Origin of the sequence: Bradyrhizobium sp. ORS 111 (assembly GCF_045571485.1) — a bacterium.
In the GTDB taxonomy this organism is placed as follows: Bacteria; Pseudomonadota; Alphaproteobacteria; order Rhizobiales; family Xanthobacteraceae; genus Bradyrhizobium.
In genome coordinates, this window is sequence record NZ_CP120701.1 from 4,816,866 (window position 1) to 4,839,265 (window position 22,400).

Consider the following 22,400-nt stretch of genomic DNA (forward strand, 5'->3'; position numbering starts at 1 on the left):
GATGCGATGACGGCAATGCTTCAGATGCGCGGTGTCAGCAAGGCGTTTGCCGGCGTGCAGGCGTTGCGCGACGTCAGTTTCTCGGTGGAGGCCGGCCAGATCCACGCCCTTGTGGGCGAGAACGGCGCGGGCAAGTCCACGTTGATGAAGGTGCTCAGCGGCGTCTACCCCCATGGCAGCTACGAAGGAACCATCACCTTCGACGGCGAGGAGCGGCGCTTTCGCGACGTCAACGATTCGGAGGCGCTCGGCATCATCATCATTCATCAGGAGCTCGCGCTGATCCCGCTCCTGTCGATCGCCGAGAATATCTTTCTGTCGCACCCTCCGGCGCGGTTCGGCGTCATCGACCGCGACGAGGTATACCGGCGCACGCGGGACCTTTTGGCCCAGGTCGGCTTGCGCGAGCAGCCTGATACGCTCGTGACCGACCTCGGCATTGGTAAGCAGCAACTGGTCGAAATCGCCAAGGCGCTTTCCAAGCGCGTCCGCCTGTTGATCCTGGACGAGCCGACGGCGAGCTTGAACGAGTCCGACAGCACAGCCCTGCTCGACCGCCTGATTGCCTTCCGCGACCAGGGCCTCGCCTCGATCCTGATTTCCCACAAATTGAGCGAAGTCGCCCGCGTCGCTGATCGCATCACGGTGTTGCGCGACGGGCTCACTGTCGACAGCCTCGACTGCCGGACCGAGCCCGTGGAAGAGCAGCGGATCATCCGCAGCATGGTCAACCGCGACCTCGCCCATCGGTTTCCCGAGCGCGACGCGCGCATCGGCGATACGGTGATGGAGGTCAAAAACTGGTCCGTGCACCATCCGCTCCACCCCGAGCGGCAGGTCATCAAGAATGTCGACTTCCACCTCCGACGCGGTGAGGTCGTGGGCATTGCCGGCTTGATGGGCGCGGGGCGTACCGAGTTCGCCATGAGCCTGTTCGGCCGCGCATGGGGCACCGCGATCAGCGGCCGCATTACGCTCGACGGGCGCGAGGTCGAGCTGTCCAGCGTCCCGGCGGCGATCGACGCGGGGCTCGCTTACGTCACCGAAGACCGCAAGCAGCTCGGCCTGATCCTGGCCGACGACGTGCGCAAGAACGTCACCCTGGCAAGCCTCGAGCAGGTGGCGCCAAGGTGGGTGATCGACGACATCGGTGAATTGAAGGCCGCCACAGCCTATCGGAACCGGATGCGCATCCGCTGCTCCGACGTCTATCAGGAGGCCGCGACCCTGTCCGGCGGCAACCAGCAGAAGGTCGTGCTGTCGAAATGGCTCATGACAGACCCAAAGGTTCTGATCCTCGATGAGCCGACCCGCGGCATCGACGTCGGGGCCAAATACGAGATTTACCGCATCATCAACGAGCTCGCCGCGGCCGGAAAGGGCATCGTCGTGATCTCGTCCGAAATGCCGGAGCTGCTCGGCACCTGCGATCGCATCTACGTCATGAACGAGGGGGCTTTTGTTGGTGAATTTGCGCGTGATGATGCGACCCAGGAAAAGATCATGCATGCTATCATGCGCAACAAAAGCCTGGGGAACGGGACCAGCGTCAACGACGCGCAGGCGGAGGGAATGAGGCCATGACCGACAAGACGGTATCGCTGCCGGAAGAACGGCGGCATGCCAGCTTCATCAAGAACAACTTGCGAAACTACGGCATGCTGCTGTCGCTGTTCGCGATCATGCTGTTCTTCGAGCTTGTCACCAACGGCACGCTGCTGCAGCCGCTCAACCTGACGAATCTGGTGCTGCAGAACAGCTACATCGTCATCATGGCACTCGGCATGCTGCTTGTGATCGTCACCGGCCATATCGATCTTTCGGTCGGCTCGGTCTCGGGCTTCGTCGGCGCGGTCGCGGCCGTGCTGATGGTCCGCTATCACCTCGACCCGCCGCTCGCCTTCCTCGCCTGCCTCCTGCTCGGCGCGGCGATCGGCGCGGCTCAGGGTTATTGGGTGGCCTATTTTGGAATCCCCTCCTTCATCGTCACCTTGGCGGGCATGCTGGTGTTCAAGGGCCTGGCGCTGGCGGTCCTGCAGGGCCAGTCGGTGGGGCCGTTTCCGCCGACCTTCCAGAAGCTCTCGTCGGGCTTCATTCCTGAACTGCTCCCCGACACCGGCACGCTGCATCCGACCTCGCTCCTGATCGGAGCCGCGCTTGCGTTTGCGATGGTCTACGCCAGCGCGAGGGGCCGCGCGCGGGAGCAGTCGCATGGCATCGAGGTCGAGCCCTATGCACTTTTTGTCGGAAAGAGCGTGGTGCTGGCCGGCGTGGTGCTCTATTTCACCTACATGATCGCCTCGCATCGCGGCTTGCCGAACGTGCTCGTCGTCATGACGGCGCTGATCGCGCTTTACGGCTTCGTGACGCGGCGAACCGTGGTCGGCCGTCACATTTACGCGGTCGGCGGCAATGCGAAGGCGGCGAAGCTATCCGGCATCAAGACGGAGCGTCTCACCTTCCTGACCTTCGTCAACATGGGCGTCCTGGCGGCCCTGGCCGGGCTCGTCTTCGCCGCGCGCCTCAACACCGCAACGCCGAAGGCAGGCCTCGGCTTCGAACTCGACGTCATCGCCGCCTGCTTCATCGGCGGCGCCTCCGCCTATGGCGGCGTCGGCCGGGTCGGCGGAGCGGTGGTCGGCGCCATGATCATGGGCGTGATGAACAACGGCATGTCCATTCTCGGCATCGGCATCGACTATCAGCAAGTCATCAAGGGGCTCGTCCTGCTGGGTGCGGTGTGCATCGACGTCTACAACCAGCGCAGATAACGAGCGGAACGCACACTGACATCCGCCCGCTCCTATCGCGGCATCGTTCCGCTTGTCCCGGCCAGCGGCCGACGCGAGCGGCATCATTTGGAGCCAAGCAACGTCAGCCGCCAAATCGCTTGACCAGCTTTGAGCCCTTGGCCGTCTCAATTTGCTGCTTGGTCAAGTCGCTGCCGACGCTCAAGCCTTTCGTCATGAGGTTGCCGCGCAACGCCGCCGCCTGCTTTTCGTTCATGTAATCGATGTCGACGTGATCGACACTCATGAGATGACCGAGTTCATGCGCGAAGGCACGTCCATTCGCGAAGTCATCGCCGTACCACTGGACAAAGCTGGCCGGCTCCGGATCGCTGTGAAGGTACGAGCCTCCGCCGGCTGGAAGATTTTGAATCGGATTGACCAGATAGATATGGACTGCATTGTCGGGATCATGGCGGAGGCTGAGCACACCCAGCATCCGCTTATCGTCGTTGCGGGCGCTCTTGGCGATGTCGAGCGGCTTGTCTGTCAGGCAATCATTGATCACGAACGAAATCTTGGCCTTTGACCAGATCGTATTGACCACATCCAGTGCCTTCTTGGCCGCATCGCAACTCCATTTTCCGGGCTCCAGAACACCTTTCTCAGCAAACGGCGTGATGTAAATTCTCAGCGGAATGGACATAAGGTTCTCCAAAATTGGATTTCGATTCAATCTTCGTACGTTCTGAGCAAATGGTGTTGGATAATGATTTGCAGATCAAGCGAGGTGAGCGCCGCACTGGCTCCGCATCGGGCAATGCGAGCAGGCGCGACATGTCGGCCGTAATCACCACCATGGGAACCTTCGAGCCGTTCTCTCCGGTCTGTCCGATCAACCGCTGCCAGCCTTCGCCCATTTCACATGCCGCTCGCCGAAACGTGTATTTCGAACGGCGTGCTCACGGCGCTGTGGCAGGATCGCGCGAGGGCTTCAATCACGAGCCATATCAATGCCTTACGGCACAACTGACAGCAACCGATAACCCCTCATTCGAGCCCGTTGGCCGCCACAATCTTCGCTGCGGGCTTGAACATGTTCACTGCGTAGAACGACAACATGAGGAATGGATCGGGCTCATAATTGTCGCTGTACGCGGACAGGTGGCCGCCAGTAGCGTGCGAATTGGTTCACTGAGCATTTTTTAGGGCCATCTTCGCAAGGCTACCTGTCTTCGGGCAGCCGCAGGATGTTTCGCCATGAGATTGCATAGGCACCTTCGCGTTTGCCTTCTTCTTGCTGCTTCGCTGTTCCTGACCTGCCAGCCGGCTTGGGCGACCAAGCGCGTGGCCTTGGTGATCGGCAATTCCAGCTATCAGAACGTCCCATTGCTTCCAAACCCGGCCAACGATGCGGCCGCCATCGCCGCAACCCTGAAAGGCGCCGGCTTTGACGTGGTTGACTCCAAGCTCAACCTCGCCGCCAGCGACATGCGGCGGGCACTGAGAGATTTTGCCGATCAAGCGCGGGATGCCGACATTGCGCTGGTCTACTACGCGGGCCACGGTATCGAGATCGACGGGACGAACTATCTGATCCCGACAGACGCGAAACTTGAACGCGATACCGATATCTATGACGAGGCGTTCTCGCTCGATCGTGTCCTGCTGGCGATTGAGCCGGCGCGGCAGCTCCGTGTCGTGATCGTGGATGCGTGCCGCAACAATCCCTTTGCCGACACGATGAAGCGAACAGTTGCATCGCGATCAATCAGCCGCGGGCTGGCCAGGGTCGAACCCACCGTGTCCAATACGTTGATCGCATTCGCGGCGAAGGCCGGATTGACGGCGCTCGACGGCAACAGCAAGAACAGTCCTTACGCGACGGCTCTCGTGAAATATATCGCCAAGCCGGGGCTCGACTTGCGCAGAGCTTTCGGCTTCGTCCGCGACGATGTCTTGCAAGCCACGGGCAACCGGCAAGAGCCTTATGTCTACGGCTCGCTGGGCGGCGAGGACGTCGCTCTCGTCCCCGCGCCCAAGACGGAGGAGCCGACGCAAGCGGCCAATCCCCAGTCCGAGATTCGTCGTGACTACGAATTGGCCTTGCAGCTCCGCAACAAGGCCGCCTTGAACGCGTTCCTGACCCAGCATCCGGACGGATACTACGCTGATCTGGCCAAGCTGCAGCTTAACCAGCTCGAGGCCGAGGATGCACGCGTCGCAGCGATCGAGAAAGCGCGGCAAGCCGAACAGCAGCAAGCGCGGCTGACGTCCCAAGGCGCGCAGCGGGCCGACCGGGAGAAAGCGGCCGCCGATCTCAAGGCCGCGGAAGACGCCCGCATTGCCGCCGAAAATGCAAAGCAGGCGGCGCAAGAGCAGGCCGCCGAGGCCGAACGGAAGCGAACTGACTCGGAAACCGCAATGGTGGCTGCGCTCTCCGCGAACAAGCCGGCTGTTGAGAACAGCGTCGCGGGCAATCCCGAGACCGCCGCGCCTGTCCAGGCTGACAAGGCTCCCAACCTCGCCGCGCTGAGCCCGGAGCCCGGCCAGACCGATGTTGCCAAGACTGATGCCGACAAGGCCGATATCGCCAAGTCCGTGCAGAGCGAGCTCAGCCGCGTCGGCTGCTTCACCGGTGCCATCGATGGCCAATGGAATGCGGCTTCGCAGCGCTCGCTGGCCCTCTTCAACCGGCACGCGGGAACCAAGTTTGACGCCAAGCTCGCAAGCCTCGATGCGCTTGACGCGATCAAGCTCAAGCCGTCGCGGGTCTGTCCCCTGATCTGTGAGCACGGCTACAAGGCCGACGGCGGCCAATGCGTGAAGATCACCTGTGCCGAGGGCTCGTTCCTCAACGACGACAATGAATGCGAGAAGCGGCGCGGGAAGAAGCCGGTTGCAAAACGAAATACCGACGAGCGTCCGTTACGTGCGGATCGTCCAGTCCGCGAAAGGCGAGAGCCGACAGTGGACGCTCCGCGCCGACAGGCGACCGCGAAGTCCGGCGGCGGCACCGGTCAGATCGTTTGCGATCAATATCTGTGCCGGCAGGTCAGGAGCGGCTGCCACCTCGAGTATCGCGGCGGCGGCGGCCCCGGCGGCAACACCGGCAATGTCGAGGTCTGCCACTAGACGCGGAGCAGCCTTGTGGTGGCGTGCGAGCTTGAGCAGAATGACGTCAACGCCTTTCCGGGGGTGACGCTCTTCACGAAGCGCCAGGCGCCCGGCATGAAGCCGACAGCAGTCTATTTTCCGCCAAAACACGTCAACGCCGCGACCAAGTTCGATGTCGTGATCTGGCTGCACGGGTTCTACGTCAAGGATCATGAATTCCTGTTCCACAACGATCCGGCGCGATTGCGCGAGCAGGTCCGCGATTCCGGCAAGGACGTGGTGCTCATCGCACCATTCCTGGGCTACGAATACGCCGTCGCCGACGGCTTTGCCGGAAGCTACAGTGTCAAGGACCTCGCAAGCCCGAAATGGGGCGAACGCTACCTCGATGAGATCCTCGGCGCTCTTGCAAGCTTCCTGGGCGCCGCCTCCACCTCCATTCCTCAGCTCCAGATCGGCAAGCTCATCATCGCCTGCCACTCCGGCGGCGGCAATGCGATGCGCAATCTCGTCGGAAGCCTCGGAAAGTATGACTCGAACCTGACGGCATGCTGGGGATTTGACTGCCTCTACGGTGCCAGAGCGCAGCCCGACGATGCGACGTTCTGGTACCAGTGGCTGTCGGGACAGAGCGGCCGCGTGCTCGAGATCGTGTACGGCCCCTCAACTCTGCCCCAATCCGTGAAACTGGCCCTGATCGGACGCGGGCTGGCGACAATCGACGGCAATCGAGCTCAGCCAGAGCGTCCCGCCCTCAAGAACCTCAACGTGAGCCTGGGCCATTACGACTCGTTTCCAGCGTTTGGGCAGATGGTCCGGGTCAACGATCTGGACCCGGCCTTCGTGGATCGGTTCATGATTCCGCAGGTCGCCGACCAACCCCGGTTGCACCACAGGCCGGCGCCACAGCACGGGGAGTTTCTCCAGCAAGCGATCTCCAACGTTCGCGACGCTTTTCCCTTTCCGAAGGATATTCATTACATGATCGCCCGGGGTGGCTTTTTCAGCCGCCTGAGCAAGCTGTAGCGTCACGGAAGTCATTTGATGGAATAAGGCTTGGCGTCGAACGACCAGTTGTTGGTCACCAGCTTTTCGCCGTCCGGTACCCGCAGCTCACTGGTCCAGGTCGATAAATAGCTCAATGCTTCCGCCTGCCCTTGCAGCTTGCGGGGCAAGTCGGGCAGATCGAGCAACTGCAGGCGCCGCTCGCTCAGGATCGCCACCATCAGCGCAGCCCCGGTCGGCGGCGCGACGACATATTCAAATCCGCGCTGACGTGTCGCCGGCGTCGGAATAACGAATTCGACCCCAGGCCTGACGAGATTGATGTCGCGTCCGTCCGTCTGCGCCAACAGCTCGGGAGTCGGAAAGATCTGAGACATCCGCCCTTCCGCGTCGACATCGACCAGGATGAGATATCCCCGCTTCCTGGCGGTCACGCCGAACGAGATCTTGGCACCGACGTCGACCGTCTGGCTCGGCAGTATCTCGAGGGACACATTTGCTGTATTGGTCTGCCCGCGTGCGGCCTGTACGGGCCAAACCCATGGTGCGTTCGCCGTGTTCACATATGGCGATGCCGATGGCAGCGGCGCTGCGAACGCAGCCCCACTTCCCGCCAGCAGCAGCAGAAATACGAGCCAGGATCGCTCGTGGAGGATCGGCTGCGATGACGACATGGCCTGCTTCTCCCCAAACGTCAGGGAGCGCTGAAGAAGCCGATCGAGGCAATCCGTGCGTCCGCAGGCAGGTAACGCTCGAGGCTCTTGATGACCTGCCCCGAGGCACGGCGCCGGTTGAGCTGCATCAGCACCGTCTCAAGATCGGCCATGCGCTGTTGCGAGGTCACCGCAATAACCTGTTCCGCGCCGAACGGCTCGCCCACCCTGAGTGGCAACCGCAGACTTGCCGACCGAGACAGCGCCGCATCCGAACCCACCGGATACAACATCTGGATGGTGCCATCGCCGGACACATTGAACAGCAGAACCGCCCTTGAGGCGACGTCAGACAGGTCAACTTCGATCGTCTGGCCGGCGCGCTGCTGTCGATCGTCCGGCCAAATACGCATCATCTGCGGCGACCGGGTCGCCATGCGTTTGAGCTCACGGATCGCTGCGGTCCGGTCAACCACCGTCGGCAAACCGGTCACGTCCACCCCATAGGCGACCACGTCACCCCAGGCGATCACGTCGTGGGACACAGGATCCCATATCAGATCCGGATTGTCCGTCGGTTGAACCGCCTGCACTGTGACGTCCTTTGGCGTCACGCTGGCAAAATAGTTGGTCTTGCCGTCGAGCGCTGCCAACCGGATCGGCGCCGCGAGGTGTAGGGGCGCCGGCGCGGAGCTGGTTGGAGCTGCTACCTTGGTTGCAGCGGTAAACGTCTGAGTGGTGGGCGCCTTGGCCATGACAGTCGACGGCGCCTGCGCCTGTCCTTCGACGGGCGCCACCGCTCCGGCCTGACCAGAGGCCGCTCTCGCGGACGGTCCCTGGATCAGCACCACGCCGCGTGTCAGTTCGAACGCGACGTCGGTTTCCGGCGTCTGCGCCGGCGATGATATCGTCACGATGTTCTGGCGCTGGTCCGAGAGCTGATACACCACCTGCCGAACATTGCTGAAGAGCTCCTTGAGCGTCACCTTCCCATCGTGATTGATGTCCGCGCTGCCTTCCATCGCCCGCGCCACCGCGTAGCTGAGAGCCCCGCGCAGACCATCGATGCCGGGAATACGCACTTCCGGCGCCTTGGTGTAGCGATCAACCGCAGCCAGGAACGCGGTATGGTCGAAATCGAGCTCGGACTTTGGATCGTTACTGTCCGATACCGGCTTCAGTTCGTCGACCAGCAACGTGTAGCGCGGCACCTGCCGGAAGCTCATCTCCGCGGCACGCGGATCGATATCGCGCACCATTCCGCCGCCATGACAAGTGTCGGCCACGAAGATCACCTTGGCGCCGCGCAGCTCGAACTGCCGAATGAAATGGTTGAACTCACTGCCCAGAATGCGCTCGACGGAGCCGCTTGGCGTCGTTTCGAAGCCCGGCAGCAGAAACACGTTCTCCATCCCATCCGGTTCCGAGCCCTTGACGCGCTCCGGCTCCTGGCTGCCATGACCGGCGATCGACAAAAGGATGAGGTCGTTGTTCCTGGTGCGCTCCACCAGCGCGCTGATCTCACGCAGGACGCTTGCCCTGTCGGCTTGGGCGTTGGTCAGCTCGATGACATCGCCAACACCCATGGACTTCAGGCTGGTCACGATGTCAGTAGCGTCGGCCACCGCGCCCTTCAGCTTGCGCACGTGCTGATAGTCGTCGATGCCGATCACGAGCGCGCGTACGGCTGCACCGTCCGGATTGCTGATCGACAGGCCATCTGCCGCGCGCGCCGGTGGAATTGCCAGACCGATCAATACGGCGAGCCCGATCGTGACGAATAGCCGCCCGACCCCGCGATCAAGTCCTCTGGGCATCCGCATCGTGACCCACCTCGCCATCATGCCTACCCATTCTGTAGCGCCAACGACACGCGTGGTTCAGCGTCTCTTACTTGCCGTTTTGCGGGCCGCCGGCGCTTCGGTCTCCTGATAGGCGCTCGCTGAAACGGTGGTCTGATCATCCGCAAAGGCGCGAAAGCGGACCGGAACGTAGCCGCGCGCGAGCAGGCTCGCCAACGGATAGACGTTGCGGCAGACGCGGCCGTTACAGCCTCCCGTCGAGGATTCCATGACCTCCGCCTTGCGATCAGGCGTGAACCGCAGGAACAGCATCACGTGTGAGCCCGGCTTGTTCAGCGCATCGCCAGGCTTGAGGTCCCACGGATTTGCCACCGACGCTGCGATCGCGGGAATGGCGGCGGTCGTATAATGGACGGACAGTCCCCACGCGGCGCTGACGAATGCCGAACAATCAACGCCCGCCACATCCGGGCGTGGCGCGTTGCGAGTGCAGACATTTCCGGCCAGCGTCCCGCTCTCGATCCGTTGCCGGAAGTTCGCGAGCGAACCATGGCAGCCCCAGCAATAGGGTACGCCGCGCACCTCCTGGTTCACCTTGCCCTGGAGATACCACGGCCGGCGAATCCGGTTGAAGCCGCTGCATTGGCTGTCCGGATCGCTGCCGTAGTTCGCCTGCGTCAGCTTCCACTGGAAGCCTTCGAACGCAAACGCGGTCTCGATCGCCTGCTGACGATTGGATGGCCGCACGGCGGCTGTCGCGTTGAACTTCACCTCGGGTTTTTCGGCCGGCGCCGCGGCCGTTCGCGACGGCCGCACATCGATCGCTGCAACTTTGCCTAGCGGACGGAATCCGACACCAACCACTTCGATACCGTCCGGCTTGGTGCGCAGGAAATACACATCGCCATCGCCCGAGACTGTGACGAACCGCCTCGTCAGCGGCGTGTTTTCCAAGGGCAGTTCGTAGATTCCCTCGAGACGGCCGTTCGCAGCATAGCGCGCGACGAATGTGGCGGCGTTCTTTCCCGATGGCGGAATGTCCTCGGCCAACACATAGAAGCGGTCGCTGTTGTCTATCTCGAGAAACTCCACGGTGCCGAGCTGGTTGCGCACGCGCAGGCCGAGCTGTGCGATGATCTCGTTGGTGACCATCGTCTGGATCTCGATCCGCACGCTGGCGTTGCCCTTGTCCGGAATGATGTCGGCGATTACCGAGCCCTTGCTTCGGGACGCGACATATTGCCGGTCGGGTTGCCGCGTCGTCTTGATGATGGCCGCACGGGTGTTCTGATCAAGCAAGTCGGTCGCGCTGTCGAGCGCCTGCGATCCCATCTGGGCGAAAGCCGACACAGCGACCTGATCGTCCGCACCACGGCTCGAGACCTCCTCGAGCTGGATCACGTCGCCACCGAGTCCGCGCGTGGATTGTCCTGGTGCCGCCTTCAGCGTCCGCACCCCGCCGTCCCAAACCATGATGTCGTCGTTGTGGACGACAAGGTCGGTCGGCTGGACGTCCTTCGGCATCTTGAGGACGTCAGGATCGGAGCTCGGCTGTTTGGGATCGAACTGGAGAATGCGGCCGTTGACCTGATCGAGCACAAACAAGTTGCCCTGCCCGTCGGCAGCGAGCGCTTGCGGGCCTGCGAGTTCCACGTCCTCGCTTGCCGGAATGATGCCGACCATGGAAGCCGCCGAGCCACCGACAAAGCTGCGCACGACCGTATCGTCGGCATGCGCCCCGACAGGGAGAAAAATCGCGCCAACGATGAATAACCAGATCCAATGAATTCGACGAAGCATGTTCGCCTCAACATACCCCGAACCGAATGCCGCGCCGGACCGACTAACTCGACATGCCAGTAATGCGGCACGTCAATTAGTGGTTGGAAATTTCAATCGCGTTCAATTCATCACCGGACGGTGATCGTCCGAACCTCTTCAGCTTGCGGTGCGAAATCATGGCTCGAAATCGATTTGAGCAGGTCAATGAAGTCCAGCCCGACGCTATCACGCTGGTCCTGAAGCGCGACAGCAATGGCGCCACCGGATCGGTCGTGCTGCCCGCCGCCGCGACTGGAGGACGGCTGACCACAGATCAGGTCAGCGCCCAGTTGCCGGCCCAGGACGCCTTTCGCGGCGCGATCCGGCTGGCCAACGACCTGAAGCTCGCGATCGTGGTGTGCGATCCTGATGCGGTCTGGACGTCCGAATGGGGTGATCTTTACCAGGCGATCGATTGATCCATACCGGCTGGAACGGGCATATGTTGCGGCGCCACATGGACAATAGCATGGTGGACAAAGCGCTCATCTCGCCGTCGCTTCGACTCCGGACCTTCGTGGTCGCGCTGTCGATCGCGACGACCTGGCCGGCGCGGGCCAACGACTCGGCTGCGGAACTGTCGATCGGCGGGCTCCAGTTCGTTCGCACCAATGACGTGGCCATGGCGAGCGAGGACCTTCATATCGCGCTCGACAGGATCAGCGTTCGCTACCAGTTCACGAACCTCACCAGCAAGCCGGTGACGCTGACTGTTGCTTTTCCGCTGCCGGACATCGACCTGTCTGACGCCGAGACCATTGCGCTGCCGTCGAACGATCCGGTGAACTTCGTCGACTTCGAGACCAAAGTCGACGGCAGCCCGGCGCCGTTGACCATCGATCAGCGCGCTATGGTTGGCAACAAGGATGTCAGCGCCCTGCTCCGTGAGCTCAAGCTGCCGCTCCTGCCGGTCGGTGGCCGCGAGATCCGGGCGGCCGACCTGCCTGCGGCGACCCGAACCCGGCTCGTAGACGACGGGCTGCTCATGCCTGCCGGCATGAGCGACAACGGGCGCCAGCAATATGCGCCGGGCTGGGTCACCAAGACCTCGGCCGTGCGCCAGCAGGTATTTCCGCCCACGCGAACCGTCACGGTCGAACACCAGTATCGGCCAAGTGTCGGCTCCAGCCCCGACACCATTCTGCGCTCCAGCCTGCGCCGTAGCAGCGCTCTCAGTCAGGAGGTCGCGCGTTACCGGAAGGAGTATTGCATCCAGGATGCGCTCCTCGCCGAGATCGACAAGCGCGCAGGCGACAGCCAGGCCAACACCGCGAAGCTGCAGGAGCGGCGCATCTCGTACGTGCTCAAGACCGGCGCGAATTGGGCCGGGCCGATCCGGTCGTTCAAGCTGACCATCGATCCAGGCGGCAGCGACCGCTTGGTCAGCTTCTGTCCAGGGCGGCTCAAGCCATCCTCTCCCGGAAACACGCTTGAATATACGGCAAACGACTTCAAGCCGGATGCCGATCTGAAGATCCTGGTGATCGGAAAGTTCTGAGCGTGCCGATCAGTTCGTGAGCAGCACGTAGCGCGCCGCTGCGGTGATTGTGATCTTGTTGCGCTGCGCCTCGCTGAGCGCCTGCAGGAAAAACGTATCGGCAGCCGTCGGTCGCGGCTGGCGCAACGAGTCCAAGACCTGCGGGGTCGCCACGACCAACAGCAGTTGCGGACCGCTCGCGCGCGCGATCGGAAGCGTAAACGAAAGCGAATCGATGCCGGGCTTGAGCAGATAAGACAGGCTCTGAACCTCGCCGCGATCAGACACCATGAGCAACTCCACCACGCGGTTGGCGAAGTTCTCGATCGTGCCATTAAGCGTTTCGCCGGCCTTCAGCTCGGTCGCCGACAACGTGATGCGCGGCGCTCGCGCCTGATCGCCGCCGACCTGACTCAAGAACTGTACGGCCGGACATTGCGCGGGGGTCACCTGCCTGACGCCGACCGAGGCCTCGAATCCCTGCTCACGCCGGAACGCCTTGTCGAAGGTCTCGAACGGGGCCGTCGAGGCGCCGAAGCCTTCGATGATGGCGGCGCTTTGGCTCACGGCCACCGGAAGGATGAAGAAGCAGTCACCGCCGGAATATTGGGCCACATATTTGCGGATCCGCTCGGCTCGCCCTGGCCCATCGAGGGCCGGAGTCGGTGTCACCGTCGGCTGCGCTGACAGCTTCACTGGCTCCTGGCGTCCAGGCGGCGGTCCGGCAGGTTCGACCTTCGGGGGTGACGGTGTCCCGGCGAGCTTCGGAGGTGGCGGCAAGGCCGCAACGCCGGGCGCGGACCAGATCAGCTTGTAGAAGCCATATCCACCTCCGCCGAGCAGAAGCAGCACCATTGCCACGCCCGCACCCAGCCAGAGGCCGCGCAGGCTCCGCGCCGTTGGTGGAATCCCGTCCCGCGGCGCCGGCGCCGTGCTTTCCGGTCGCCGCAGCGGATCGAAGCCGTACATCGGCGTGGAAGGCGTCTCAGCCGAACCGGTCGGCATCCAATTGGCGACCTCGGCCATGGTCGGACGTAAGGCCGGATCAGGCTGGAGCATCTGCTCCAGCAAAGGCCGGATGCGCATGTCTACCGCACCGAGATCCGGCACACGCCGGCGCTTCTCCACCAGTTGAAACTGGCTGCCGCCCATGTCGAGCTTCTGTCCGGTCAGCGCATGGAACAGCACGAGACCCAGGCTGTAGACATCCGATTTCGCGGTGACCTCATTGCCGTGCAGCCCTACCTGCTCCGGCGATGCGTAATTGTCCTTGCCGGCAAAGCTCGAGCCGATGATGGTCTTGTCACCCACTTGGGTCGACCGGGCGATACCGAAGTCTATGATCTTCGCCCGCCTGACATCATCGAGCGGCACGATGATGTTATCGGGAGAAACGTCGCGATGGATGATGCCGTGCTCATGGGCGGCGTCCAGACCCGATGCGACGCGCTGCTTCAGCTTGATCAGTGCCTCGAAGGTCAACGGTCCTTCGTCGAGCATGTTCGAGAGCGAGCGGCCGTTCACGAACTCCATCGCGAGGTATGGTCGTTGCAGCACCGGCTCCACGGTGAACAGGAAGTAGCGGACGATCGCGTCGTGCGGAAGATTGTGGAGCGCTGCGGCTTCGCGGCGGAACAGTGCCAGCGCCGCCTCGTTGTCGATCATGTCGGGCAGCAGCATCTTCACGGCAACCGCCGATCCGGTTTGGATCTCGCGGCACTTGTAGACCTCGCCCATGCCGCCGGCGCCGATCATCGCTTCGATCTCGTAGATGCCATTGAGCCGGGTGCCGGGCGGCACGCCGTGATAGGACGCTCGGAACGGATCGTTCGAATTCATTGTTGCGACTCCCGATCGAGCGGCGATCGTGTCGGCTCCGAAGATCGCGGCATCAGCAGCCGCACGATCACGATCGTCACGTTATCGAGCCCGCCGCGATCAAGAGCCATGGCGAGCATGTCATCGCAAGCCGCCTGGGCGCGCCGCGTGACCGCCTGCTGCAGGATCTCGTCATCCTGCAAGTGCTTGGTCAGGCCATCGCTGCAGATCACGAAGATGTCCTCCGGCTCGGCCGGCCCCGTCACCACCTCGAACTCCGGATCATCGGCAACGCCGACGGCCCGGGTAATGGCATTGTTCGGCCAATCCTTCACGTCCTCACGCGACAGCGCGCCTTCGGCGATCAGTTCCTCCAGTTCGCTGTGATCATGCGACACCTGGTGGATGCGGCCGCGGTTGATCAAATAGACCCGGCTGTCACCCGCCCAGATGCAGGCATAATAGCCGTCGCGCACGAGCAGAACCGCCGCTGTCGTACCCACGGTGGCACCCTGCCGCTCGCGGCTAAGTGCCAATATCTGCTGGTTCGCGCTGAACAGCCGCTCCTCGCATTCCGCCAGCAAGTCAGCCGCCGATTCCGGCGTGCCGATCGTATCGAGCGACTCCACGACGATGCGACTGGCGAGATCACCGGCCTCATGACCGCCCATGCCGTCGGCGACCGCCCACAGGCCGACATCGGTTCGGACCAGACATGAGTCCTCGTTCCGCGCCCGCACCCGTCCGGCGTGGGTCACGCTACCGACGTCGAACGAGGATGGGATGTGGATCATCGCCCGTCATCCCGACCTGGATGCTGCGCGGTCGAGATCGCCGGTCATCAGCGCGGAATAGTGGAACGGATCCGGCAATCCGCGGCTACACAGCGCCAATGGAGGAAAGTCTTCTCCTCCGGCAGTCCACCAGAAGCTGGCCGCCGCAAAGACTCGTGGGTTGGCGGCGCAAAGTGCGGCAAACGATCCGGCGAATGCGTCGATCGCCGAAGCCCTCCCGATGGTCGCGGCGCCCAGCGATGTGATCGGTGGACCGTCGGTGACGGCCCTCTGCAGTCGCGGCACCGCGAGACGATCGAGCGCATCGGAGATTTGCTCGAAGGTTGCGGCGCGATCCAGGGTCGAGAGCAGGAAGGCCTCCGCCTGCCCGAACCATTCGTCCTGCGGATCAATGTTCGGAGGCGGCAGCGACGCGTCATCGCCTGTCACCGCGTGCAGCGTCAATGGATAGTACCGCCCGACCCCGTCGAGCGAGGGCATCACTGCACCCGCCACCGTGGTGCCGCAGATCGCGGCGCCGAGCCAGAATCGCCAGACCGGCGCGGTCAGGAACGCCTGCTGCCAGGCTGGCCCAAGCTGGTGGCGGCTTGCCGACAGCGCAGCCTGCATCCACGGCTCCCAGGCTTCAAGGAAGCTGCGCGGGGTCGCGATCGCGATGAAATCGCGCTTCGCGCCGATCTTGCCGAACAAACCGCAGCGCATGGTCATATCCCGGTCGGGCAACGGAACTCGCGGAGCACTGACAGATTCAGCGGATTGCGTAACGAACCGGTCGAAATGCGATAGTTGAGCTCGCGCCCCGCGACGATGAAGGTCGCGCTGGCGGTTTCCGCCTTCGCCACCAACGAACCCGCTTCCAGCATCCGGAACAACGACCAGGGACCGATGCGCTCCAGCACGGACGGCGGGCCGGTGTCGTTGCTGACTGAAATCGCCGTCCGCGGCGATGGGCCCGGCCACAGGACGGTCGTCGGCGCGTTGCTCTGTGGCTGTGGTTGCGGCGCTGGCGGCGGACCGGCGAACATGGACGAAGCGGCCGGTGCCGGCGTGGTGGGGCTTGTAATAACGGTGCCGCCGATCTCAGTCTTGACGGTCACGCCCGGCTCGCCTGCCCCAGGCGGCCGGATCGCGAATGACACCGCCGGCACGCCGCCGCCCGTCTGAAAGAAGGCGTCGCGGATATAGGCCGCATGCTGGAACTGTTTGAGCGTGTCCGGTGAGAACGACCGGCCGACGGGGCTCTCTTTTCGCCAGACCCAGTCCGACCGCGACGTGTCGGCATAAGGTGCCAGGTACTGGCTGAAGAACTTGTCCATGACGCCGTTGGGGCTGAACAGCTTCGCGAAGTCGGCGAGCGGGACCTCCTGGCTGCTGCTGCGGACAAACGGATAGCGGTTGGTGATTGTCTGTTGGCAGACCGGCGTCACCTGATCGCGCAGCGTCTGAAGGATCTGTCCGGCGGTCGAGGCCGCGATACTGCCTTCGAACTCCCCGGCCGCCGCCCGCAGCATGTCGGAAAATGGCGGCGGCATGCGCGAGGCGTTGTTGCGAAGCGCTGCGACCTGGGTCTGAAGTGCAGCGGTCGCCTGCGCGGTCAGTTGCGGATTTTCGATGATCAGCGTCAGGTTCTGCGCGATGTCGTTCAGATTGGCGATGGTCGAATCGATCGGCCGGCGGGTGCTCTCGCCTTCGAGCACCGCATGATAGGGTTTGAACTGCGCCTCGATCGTCGCCCCGAGCGGTCCGTCCTGGGCATTGCTGAAGAGTGCCGGCGCGGTCGCCGCGGCGGCCGCGGCAGGCGCTGTAGCGGTCGCGGACTTCGGCCTTTCCTTGGTCAGCATCGTCTCGTCGCGCACCGATTCCAGGATTTGTCGCATCGGCGAAGTCGGCGCCGACAGCGCTCTCAGCACCTCGTATTTTGGCTTGTCGGCGAGCAGCTTCTTCAGGCGCAGGCTGCCGAGCGCCGTTCGCCAGGCCGTCACGAACTCGTTGGAATAGATGTTGAGCAGATCGCCGGCCAGACTGTCGTACTGCTGATCGATGGCCGACTGCTGACCGGCATCGCCCAACACCCAACGCTCCCGCTTCATGCGTTCCGACAATCCGGGCAGCCGGGAGATGAACTTCTCATGGAACCCGTTATAGGTGAAGAACTCAGGCACCCGCACCGCGTCCAAAGGCTGCCCTGTCGTGGTTTCGAACACGACGGCCATGTCGGGACCTCCGCGGCGGCCGGCGATCCAGTCGCCCGCAGTCGACGTGCGCGCTTCCGATTTCAAGAACTCGTAGGCGCGCTGCGACACACTGAGGCGCGCCAGGGAAGTCTGGGCCTGCTTGATCAATCGACCGTCGAGCTCGACCAGTGGCGGCTGCTCGGTCTCGAGGTCGAACATCGCCACCAGATTCTCGTCGAGCAGACGCCTCCCTTCCGCGTTGGTCGCGCCGGGATAGAGATTGTCCGCCCAGTCACGTTGCATCCAGGAGCGGATCAGCTCGCGGTCGGGCGCCTGCAGGCCACCGAGCATCAGATAGACCTTCAGCGCCTCGTAGACGAAGGCAGGTTCGTTGATGCGGGCATTGAGCTGCTCCTCCAGCCGATACAGCAGGCGGGGCCGGAACATACGCTCGAGCGCCGTGTGATAGGCCGCCTTCGAGGGCGACAACAGCCGGGCGTGCTGGCTTAGCCCATAGCGCGCCGACAGTGCCACCGGCTCGTTGCGCGATTGGTACCCCGCCGGGGCGTTGCGCAGCCGGTAGAGCAGCGGCAGCACCTTGTCGAGATCGTGATCGGCGATCAGCGTCTGCTTGATGAGGGGCGCTCCGGCAACCGCGTACTCGCTATCCGCCTGCAGGCTCTGCTCGATCAGATCGGAGTTGCGCTTGTAGCTCGTCAGCCACGCCGCGATCAATCCGACCGAGATCAGGCCGATCAGCGACAGCGCTGCGGTTTTCAGGATCAGTGCACGACGCACCGCGGCTCGATCGGTCGAGACCCAGTCGGCCTCGCCGATGATGACCTTGGAGATCAGATCGGCAAGGAAGTAGCTCTTGCCCGTGCCGGAATAGGACCCGGCGCCGACCTCCTCCGCGCCGAACGTGCGCGCCAGCGAGCCGATCAATTGGTCGATCGGCGTGCCCTGCTGTGTGCCGGACGTAAAGTAGAACCCGCGCAGGTTCGCGTTGACGTGATAGCGCGTCGGCTCGAAGATCTGATTGAGGAAATCGTGGATCTGGGGCTTGAGCCGCGCCATCTGCGCCGGAAAGCCGAACAATTGCACGCGGTGCTGCGGCGTCGGTTCGTCCTGCAGGCGATCGAGCGTCTCCTCGCTGAGGCGCTCCAACAGACGGTCGAACTCGACCGGGATCTGTCCCACCAGATTGCGGGTTTTGTCGGCGGTCTGGAACGTGGCGCCCCAGACCTGGCGGCGGCCGGCCTCGTTAAGATAGGCGAAGTATTCGGTGAAGCCGGCGACGAGATCGGCCTTGGTAAACAAGGCGTAGACCGGGAAGCTGACCTTGAGCCTTTGGTGCAGCTCGAGCAGGCGCATCCTGATGGCGTCGGCGTGAAGCGCGAGCTCCTGCTTTGGCAGCGTCAGCACGTCTTCGATGCTGATGGCGACAAGGACGCCATTGATCGGCTGGCGCGACCGGCTCTTCTTCAGGATGTCGAGAAAGGCCAGCCAGCTATCCTTGTCGGCCTTGCTGTTGGAATCCTGGGTCGTGTAGCGGCCGGCGGTGTCGATCAGCACGGCTTCCTCGGTAAACCACCAGTCGCAGTAGCGGGTACCGCCGACACCCGCGATCGCCGCCGGCGTCGCCCCGTGCGCGAGCGGAAATTTGAGCCCGGAATTGACCAGCGCCGTTGTCTTGCCGGCGCCGGGCGGACCGATGATGACGTACCAGGGCAGATCGTAGAGATAGCCCGACTTGTTGCCGCTTGCAGTCTTGAGCGTTGCGAGCGCATCCTTCATGCGCTCCTTGAGCACCGGCTCATCGCTGGCTGGTTGATCCGCGCCGGCGATGCCGTCGGCAATCTCCTTGGCATTCTTGCGCCGCTTGAACAGATTGAGGCCGACGATGCCTGCCACGGCCGTGGTGAGCAGCAGAATGGCGATCTCGCGGACGATATGGTTCTCCAGCGGACGCCAGTCGCCGAACGCGACAAAGGGACCGGCGAAATAGATCACCGCGCCGAGAGAGCTGAGCCCGACGCCGTAGAGAACGATGCGGAGAATGTCCTTGGCAAGCATCTAACCCTACCTGTCGCAGACCGCGTGAGCTGGCGGTATCTGCCTATTCGCTGCGTTCGATAAAGATCTCGACGCGCCGGTTCTTGGCGCGCCCCTCAGGTGACGTATTGCTCGCGATGGGCGCATCGGCCCCCTTGCCCTCGACGTCGACGCGCGAACCATCGGTCAGGCCCGGTTTCAATGCGGCCGCAACTGCCTTGGCGCGCTCGACCGACAATTCGAAGTTCGAAGGGAAGCGCACGGTGTGGATCGGTGAGCTGTCGGTATGACCGACGACCCGGATTCGTCCCGGCTCCTTGTCGAGGGTGGCCGCGACACGGGATGCGACCGGCTTGAAGCCGTCGAGGATGGTGGCCTGCCCCGACGCAAACAACGCCAAGGCGCAGACCCTGATCACAATGAAGCTCGCGGTCTGGTCCGCCGTCATGGCACAGACGGTGTTCTCCTTCGCGAGCGCGTTGCGGATGCGCTGCAACTGGGTGATGCGGTCCGGTGGCGGCGGCGGTGGAGGCGGCGGCGGTGGCGCAGCAACCTGGCGCTTGAGCTCGATCGGGTCGCCCGGATGCAGCGCGAGCGCAACCTGGGCAGCATTCTCTGCGCGGCCAGCAAGCAGCGTCCGCAGGACGAAATAGGATCCGGTCAGCAGCGCGGCGGCGACGGCCGCCACCAGCCAGACCGGAACCCGCAAACGCTGCCGGCGGCCAGCCAGCGCCTGCCCGCGCCAGTTGGGCGACAGGTCGCCCATCGTCTTGGGCCGGACGCGGCGCAGCGTTTCATAGAGGTTGCGCTGGATCACTTGCAAGCTCGCGAGCCCGCCCGCCGACGTGCGGTGAATGCCCTGGAAGCCGAGCGCAAGGCAGGCGTGCTGAAGCTCGAGCACCGGATAGTTGACCAACGGATCGGCCTTCAGATGGTCGAGGATCTCGAAGAAGCGGACGCCGCCGACCCGCTCGCCAAAGAACCGGCTCAGCATCGAATATTGCGTCCAGACGTGGCGATCCTCGGTCGGGATGTGTTGCACGATGTCGTCGGCCGTGGCGCACAGGATGTATTTCGCCGTGTTGGCCTGGTGCTCGGAAATGCCCGCGGAACGGATATCCTTCTCGAAGAATTTGATGGCGTCGGCGACCTGCTCCATGAGGCTCGCGAAAGACGCACGCATCAGCGCCACCCGCAGCCGGCCAAGCAACTGCAGCAACGGACCCGCAGCGCGCATCACCGGATTGGCGTTCGGCGCAACCAGATCGTCGACGCGCAACGGCGGTCCCGGCGGCACTATCGGATGCGGCGTCTGGGCTTGCGCCGACGTCGAGATCCATTCTTCGGTCGGATGACTGATCGGTGCGGCGGCGTAGCCCGGGCCCTGCGGGACGGGAGAAAAAGATGACAGCGGCGCCGGCGCGTCAGCGGAAGGCAGAGGCGACGGCGAATAGGCCGGACGTGCCGCAGGTCCCTCCCCCGGAGGAGGCTCAGAGGTCGGCGCCGGCGGCACCTTCCCGCCGGGGTTGGGACGGATGATGGTCCGTTCGCCCCGACCGAAAGGATTGACCGGCTTGTCCCTGTCGTTCATGGCCTGTCTTCCAGGATAGCCCAAAGGTACAGCTCGAGCTCTGGCCAGTCGCCGGAGAAGTGCATCCCGATCGAGGCCGCGGTGCTGAACTCGGGCCACAGCGGCGACTTGCGGTCGAGATAGAAGTAAACGTGATCCGTGATGGCCCGGATGTGCGGCGGCGGCGTTGGCAAGTGCACCAGCGTCAGCCCCGGCAGGTTTGCGTGCACGATCTCGTTCATCTTGGTGTTCGGGCCGACCTTGAACAGGTGCGGGAAGTCGTTCTGAATCTCGACGAGCGGCCGCCGTGCGGCAACCTCAAGCACCAGCGTCGCATTGCGGAACAGCGCCCGATCGCGGATCGGCGATACGAATGCGTTCTGCGCGCGTTCGATGATTTCCAGCCGGATCGCCCGGCGACCCAGCCGCGCGCTCAGGAAGTCCTGAATGTCGCTCACCAAGGGTGTGAAGACGTTCTCGAGATCGTCATGATCGTACGCCGGATAGTTGCGCGCGCGCCGCTCCGCCGTGGCAAATGTCGCAAGCTCACCCGCGAACCTCAGCAATTCCTCGTACAGCCGCTCGGGGTGCACGCAGCCCGAACGCTGGAAATGGGTCAGCACGGGAATCGTGCGATTCAGGACTTGCAGCACGAGGTAGTCGACGCTCTGCAAGCCGCCACCGGACGACGGATCAACTGCGTAACGGGCGAGCTCGTCGAGCTTGGTCTCGACCCAGCCAATGATGCGGTTGAGCCAGCCATCGATGATCGGATGTGCGGCGCAAACCAGCATCGGCGGGACGAATTTGTCGTCAAAAAGGATATTCTTGTCGCGTACCTCCAGAATGCGCGCGATGCCGAGGCCCATGTATCCGGGCTTGCTGGTCTTGCGCAGTTCGAACGACAGCCGGGGATAAGCGATGTCGATCTCTTCCTCGATGCGCAACGCCGAGGTCGAGTCAATGAAGGTCTCCGAAGTACGAACGTAACGACTGGCACTCTCGGTGCGGTCCTCATCCACCTCGCGGGTGTTTGGCGCAGCGACCGGCATCATCAGCCAGACGATCTGACCTGCGGCCGAATCCGGCACTTCGATCGCCTCCGGGATGGGACTATCCGCAGGAAGATCGAACGGCGTTCCGTCCGGCATGACGCCGGATGCATTGCGCAGCGCGAACTTGCTTTGTTCAGTAAGGTCCCTATCGATCTCGAGCTGAGCGAAGCCCCAGGGGTAAGGAGTCGTGTAGCGAACGCGCTTCTCCAGCAAATGTTCGATGTAGCGATCGTTCTGCTGCAGATGATGCGGTCGCAGAAACAGACCTTCTGACCAGAAAACCTTGCTGTACCAAGACATTCCTGCATCCACTTAGCAATTTGTCGGCGA

The 22,400-nt window shown here is 63.2% G+C and carries 17 protein-coding genes; 7 read left to right on the forward strand and 10 right to left on the reverse strand.

Features of this window, described 5'->3' with window-relative positions:
- Positions 1–6 precede the first annotated feature (6 nt).
- Entirely contained in the window at positions 7–1,584 is a 1,578-nt protein-coding gene (gene mmsA, locus P6U30_RS22565) for a multiple monosaccharide ABC transporter ATP-binding protein (RefSeq protein WP_407165110.1), read from the forward strand.
- On the forward strand, positions 1,581–2,771 hold the full coding sequence (gene mmsB / locus P6U30_RS22570; RefSeq protein ID WP_407146996.1) for a multiple monosaccharide ABC transporter permease: 1,191 nt from the start codon (positions 1,581–1,583) through the stop codon (positions 2,769–2,771). The genes mmsA and mmsB overlap by 4 nt, the downstream gene beginning before the upstream one ends.
- Before the next feature lie 103 nt (positions 2,772–2,874).
- Here the strand turns inward: mmsB and P6U30_RS22575 are convergent, their stop codons facing one another.
- Positions 2,875–3,435, reverse strand: a complete 561-nt coding sequence (locus P6U30_RS22575; RefSeq protein ID WP_407165111.1) for a hypothetical protein — start codon at positions 3,433–3,435, stop codon at positions 2,875–2,877.
- 14 nt (positions 3,436–3,449) lie between these two features.
- On the opposite strand from P6U30_RS22575, the gene P6U30_RS22580 reads away from it, so the two are divergent.
- From P6U30_RS22580 to P6U30_RS22590, 3 genes are read left to right on the forward strand one after another with little or no spacing between them, the layout of a single operon-like run.
- Positions 3,450–3,938, forward strand: a complete 489-nt coding sequence (locus tag P6U30_RS22580; RefSeq protein ID WP_407165112.1) for a hypothetical protein — start codon at positions 3,450–3,452, stop codon at positions 3,936–3,938.
- 51 nt (positions 3,939–3,989) lie between these two features.
- On the forward strand, positions 3,990–5,864 hold the full coding sequence (locus P6U30_RS22585) for a caspase family protein (RefSeq protein ID WP_407165113.1): 1,875 nt from the start codon (positions 3,990–3,992) through the stop codon (positions 5,862–5,864).
- A gap of 15 nt (positions 5,865–5,879) precedes the next feature.
- Positions 5,880–6,872 (forward strand): hypothetical protein, encoded by a 993-nt coding sequence (locus tag P6U30_RS22590; protein ID WP_407165114.1) that lies wholly within the window; start codon positions 5,880–5,882, stop codon positions 6,870–6,872.
- A gap of 11 nt (positions 6,873–6,883) precedes the next feature.
- On the opposite strand, the gene P6U30_RS22595 is transcribed toward P6U30_RS22590, so the two are convergent.
- Genes P6U30_RS22595 through P6U30_RS22605 form a run of 3 tightly spaced genes read right to left on the reverse strand, consistent with a single transcriptional unit; the run spans position 6,884 to position 11,106 of the window.
- The gene (locus P6U30_RS22595) at positions 6,884–7,525 is read right to left on the reverse strand and encodes a DUF4384 domain-containing protein (protein WP_407165115.1); all 642 of its coding nucleotides are present in this window, start codon (positions 7,523–7,525) and stop codon (positions 6,884–6,886) included.
- Between the two features lie 20 nt (positions 7,526–7,545).
- Positions 7,546–9,327, reverse strand: a complete 1,782-nt coding sequence (locus P6U30_RS22600) for a caspase family protein (RefSeq protein ID WP_407165116.1) — start codon at positions 9,325–9,327, stop codon at positions 7,546–7,548.
- A 57-nt stretch (positions 9,328–9,384) separates the two neighbouring features.
- Complete coding sequence (locus tag P6U30_RS22605) at positions 9,385–11,106, reverse strand: hypothetical protein (RefSeq protein ID WP_407165117.1); 1,722 nt, start codon at positions 11,104–11,106, stop codon at positions 9,385–9,387.
- A gap of 158 nt (positions 11,107–11,264) precedes the next feature.
- Between P6U30_RS22605 and P6U30_RS22610 the strand changes: the two genes are divergently transcribed.
- Both P6U30_RS22610 and P6U30_RS22615 read left to right on the forward strand, forming a co-directional pair.
- Complete coding sequence (locus P6U30_RS22610; protein ID WP_407165118.1) at positions 11,265–11,546, forward strand: hypothetical protein; 282 nt, start codon at positions 11,265–11,267, stop codon at positions 11,544–11,546.
- Positions 11,547–11,596: 50 nt separating this feature from the next.
- Positions 11,597–12,625 (forward strand): DUF4424 domain-containing protein, encoded by a 1,029-nt coding sequence (locus P6U30_RS22615; RefSeq protein WP_407165119.1) that lies wholly within the window; start codon positions 11,597–11,599, stop codon positions 12,623–12,625.
- Between the two features lie 9 nt (positions 12,626–12,634).
- Here the strand turns inward: P6U30_RS22615 and P6U30_RS22620 are convergent, their stop codons facing one another.
- Genes P6U30_RS22620 through tssK form a run of 6 tightly spaced genes read right to left on the reverse strand, consistent with a single transcriptional unit; the run spans position 12,635 to position 22,370 of the window.
- Complete coding sequence (locus P6U30_RS22620) at positions 12,635–14,443, reverse strand: protein kinase domain-containing protein (RefSeq protein WP_407165120.1); 1,809 nt, start codon at positions 14,441–14,443, stop codon at positions 12,635–12,637.
- Positions 14,440–15,216, reverse strand: coding sequence for a PP2C family protein-serine/threonine phosphatase (locus tag P6U30_RS22625; RefSeq protein ID WP_407165121.1), 777 nt, complete (start codon positions 15,214–15,216; stop codon positions 14,440–14,442). The genes P6U30_RS22620 and P6U30_RS22625 overlap by 4 nt, the downstream gene beginning before the upstream one ends.
- A 6-nt stretch (positions 15,217–15,222) precedes the next feature.
- Positions 15,223–15,924 carry a type VI secretion system-associated protein TagF gene (tagF, locus tag P6U30_RS22630; RefSeq protein ID WP_407165122.1) on the reverse strand — a complete coding sequence of 234 codons (702 nt, stop codon included), beginning with the start codon at positions 15,922–15,924 and terminating at the stop codon, positions 15,223–15,225.
- Positions 15,921–19,466 (reverse strand): type VI secretion system membrane subunit TssM, encoded by a 3,546-nt coding sequence (tssM, locus tag P6U30_RS22635; RefSeq protein ID WP_407165123.1) that lies wholly within the window; start codon positions 19,464–19,466, stop codon positions 15,921–15,923. Before tssM ends, tagF begins: the two co-directional genes overlap by 4 nt.
- 43 nt (positions 19,467–19,509) lie before the next feature.
- The gene (gene tssL, locus P6U30_RS22640; RefSeq protein WP_407165124.1) at positions 19,510–21,036 is read right to left on the reverse strand and encodes a type VI secretion system protein TssL, long form; all 1,527 of its coding nucleotides are present in this window, start codon (positions 21,034–21,036) and stop codon (positions 19,510–19,512) included.
- Entirely contained in the window at positions 21,033–22,370 is a 1,338-nt protein-coding gene (gene tssK, locus P6U30_RS22645) for a type VI secretion system baseplate subunit TssK (protein WP_407165125.1), read from the reverse strand. The genes tssL and tssK overlap by 4 nt, the downstream gene beginning before the upstream one ends.
- Between the last annotated feature and the right edge of the window lie 30 nt (positions 22,371–22,400).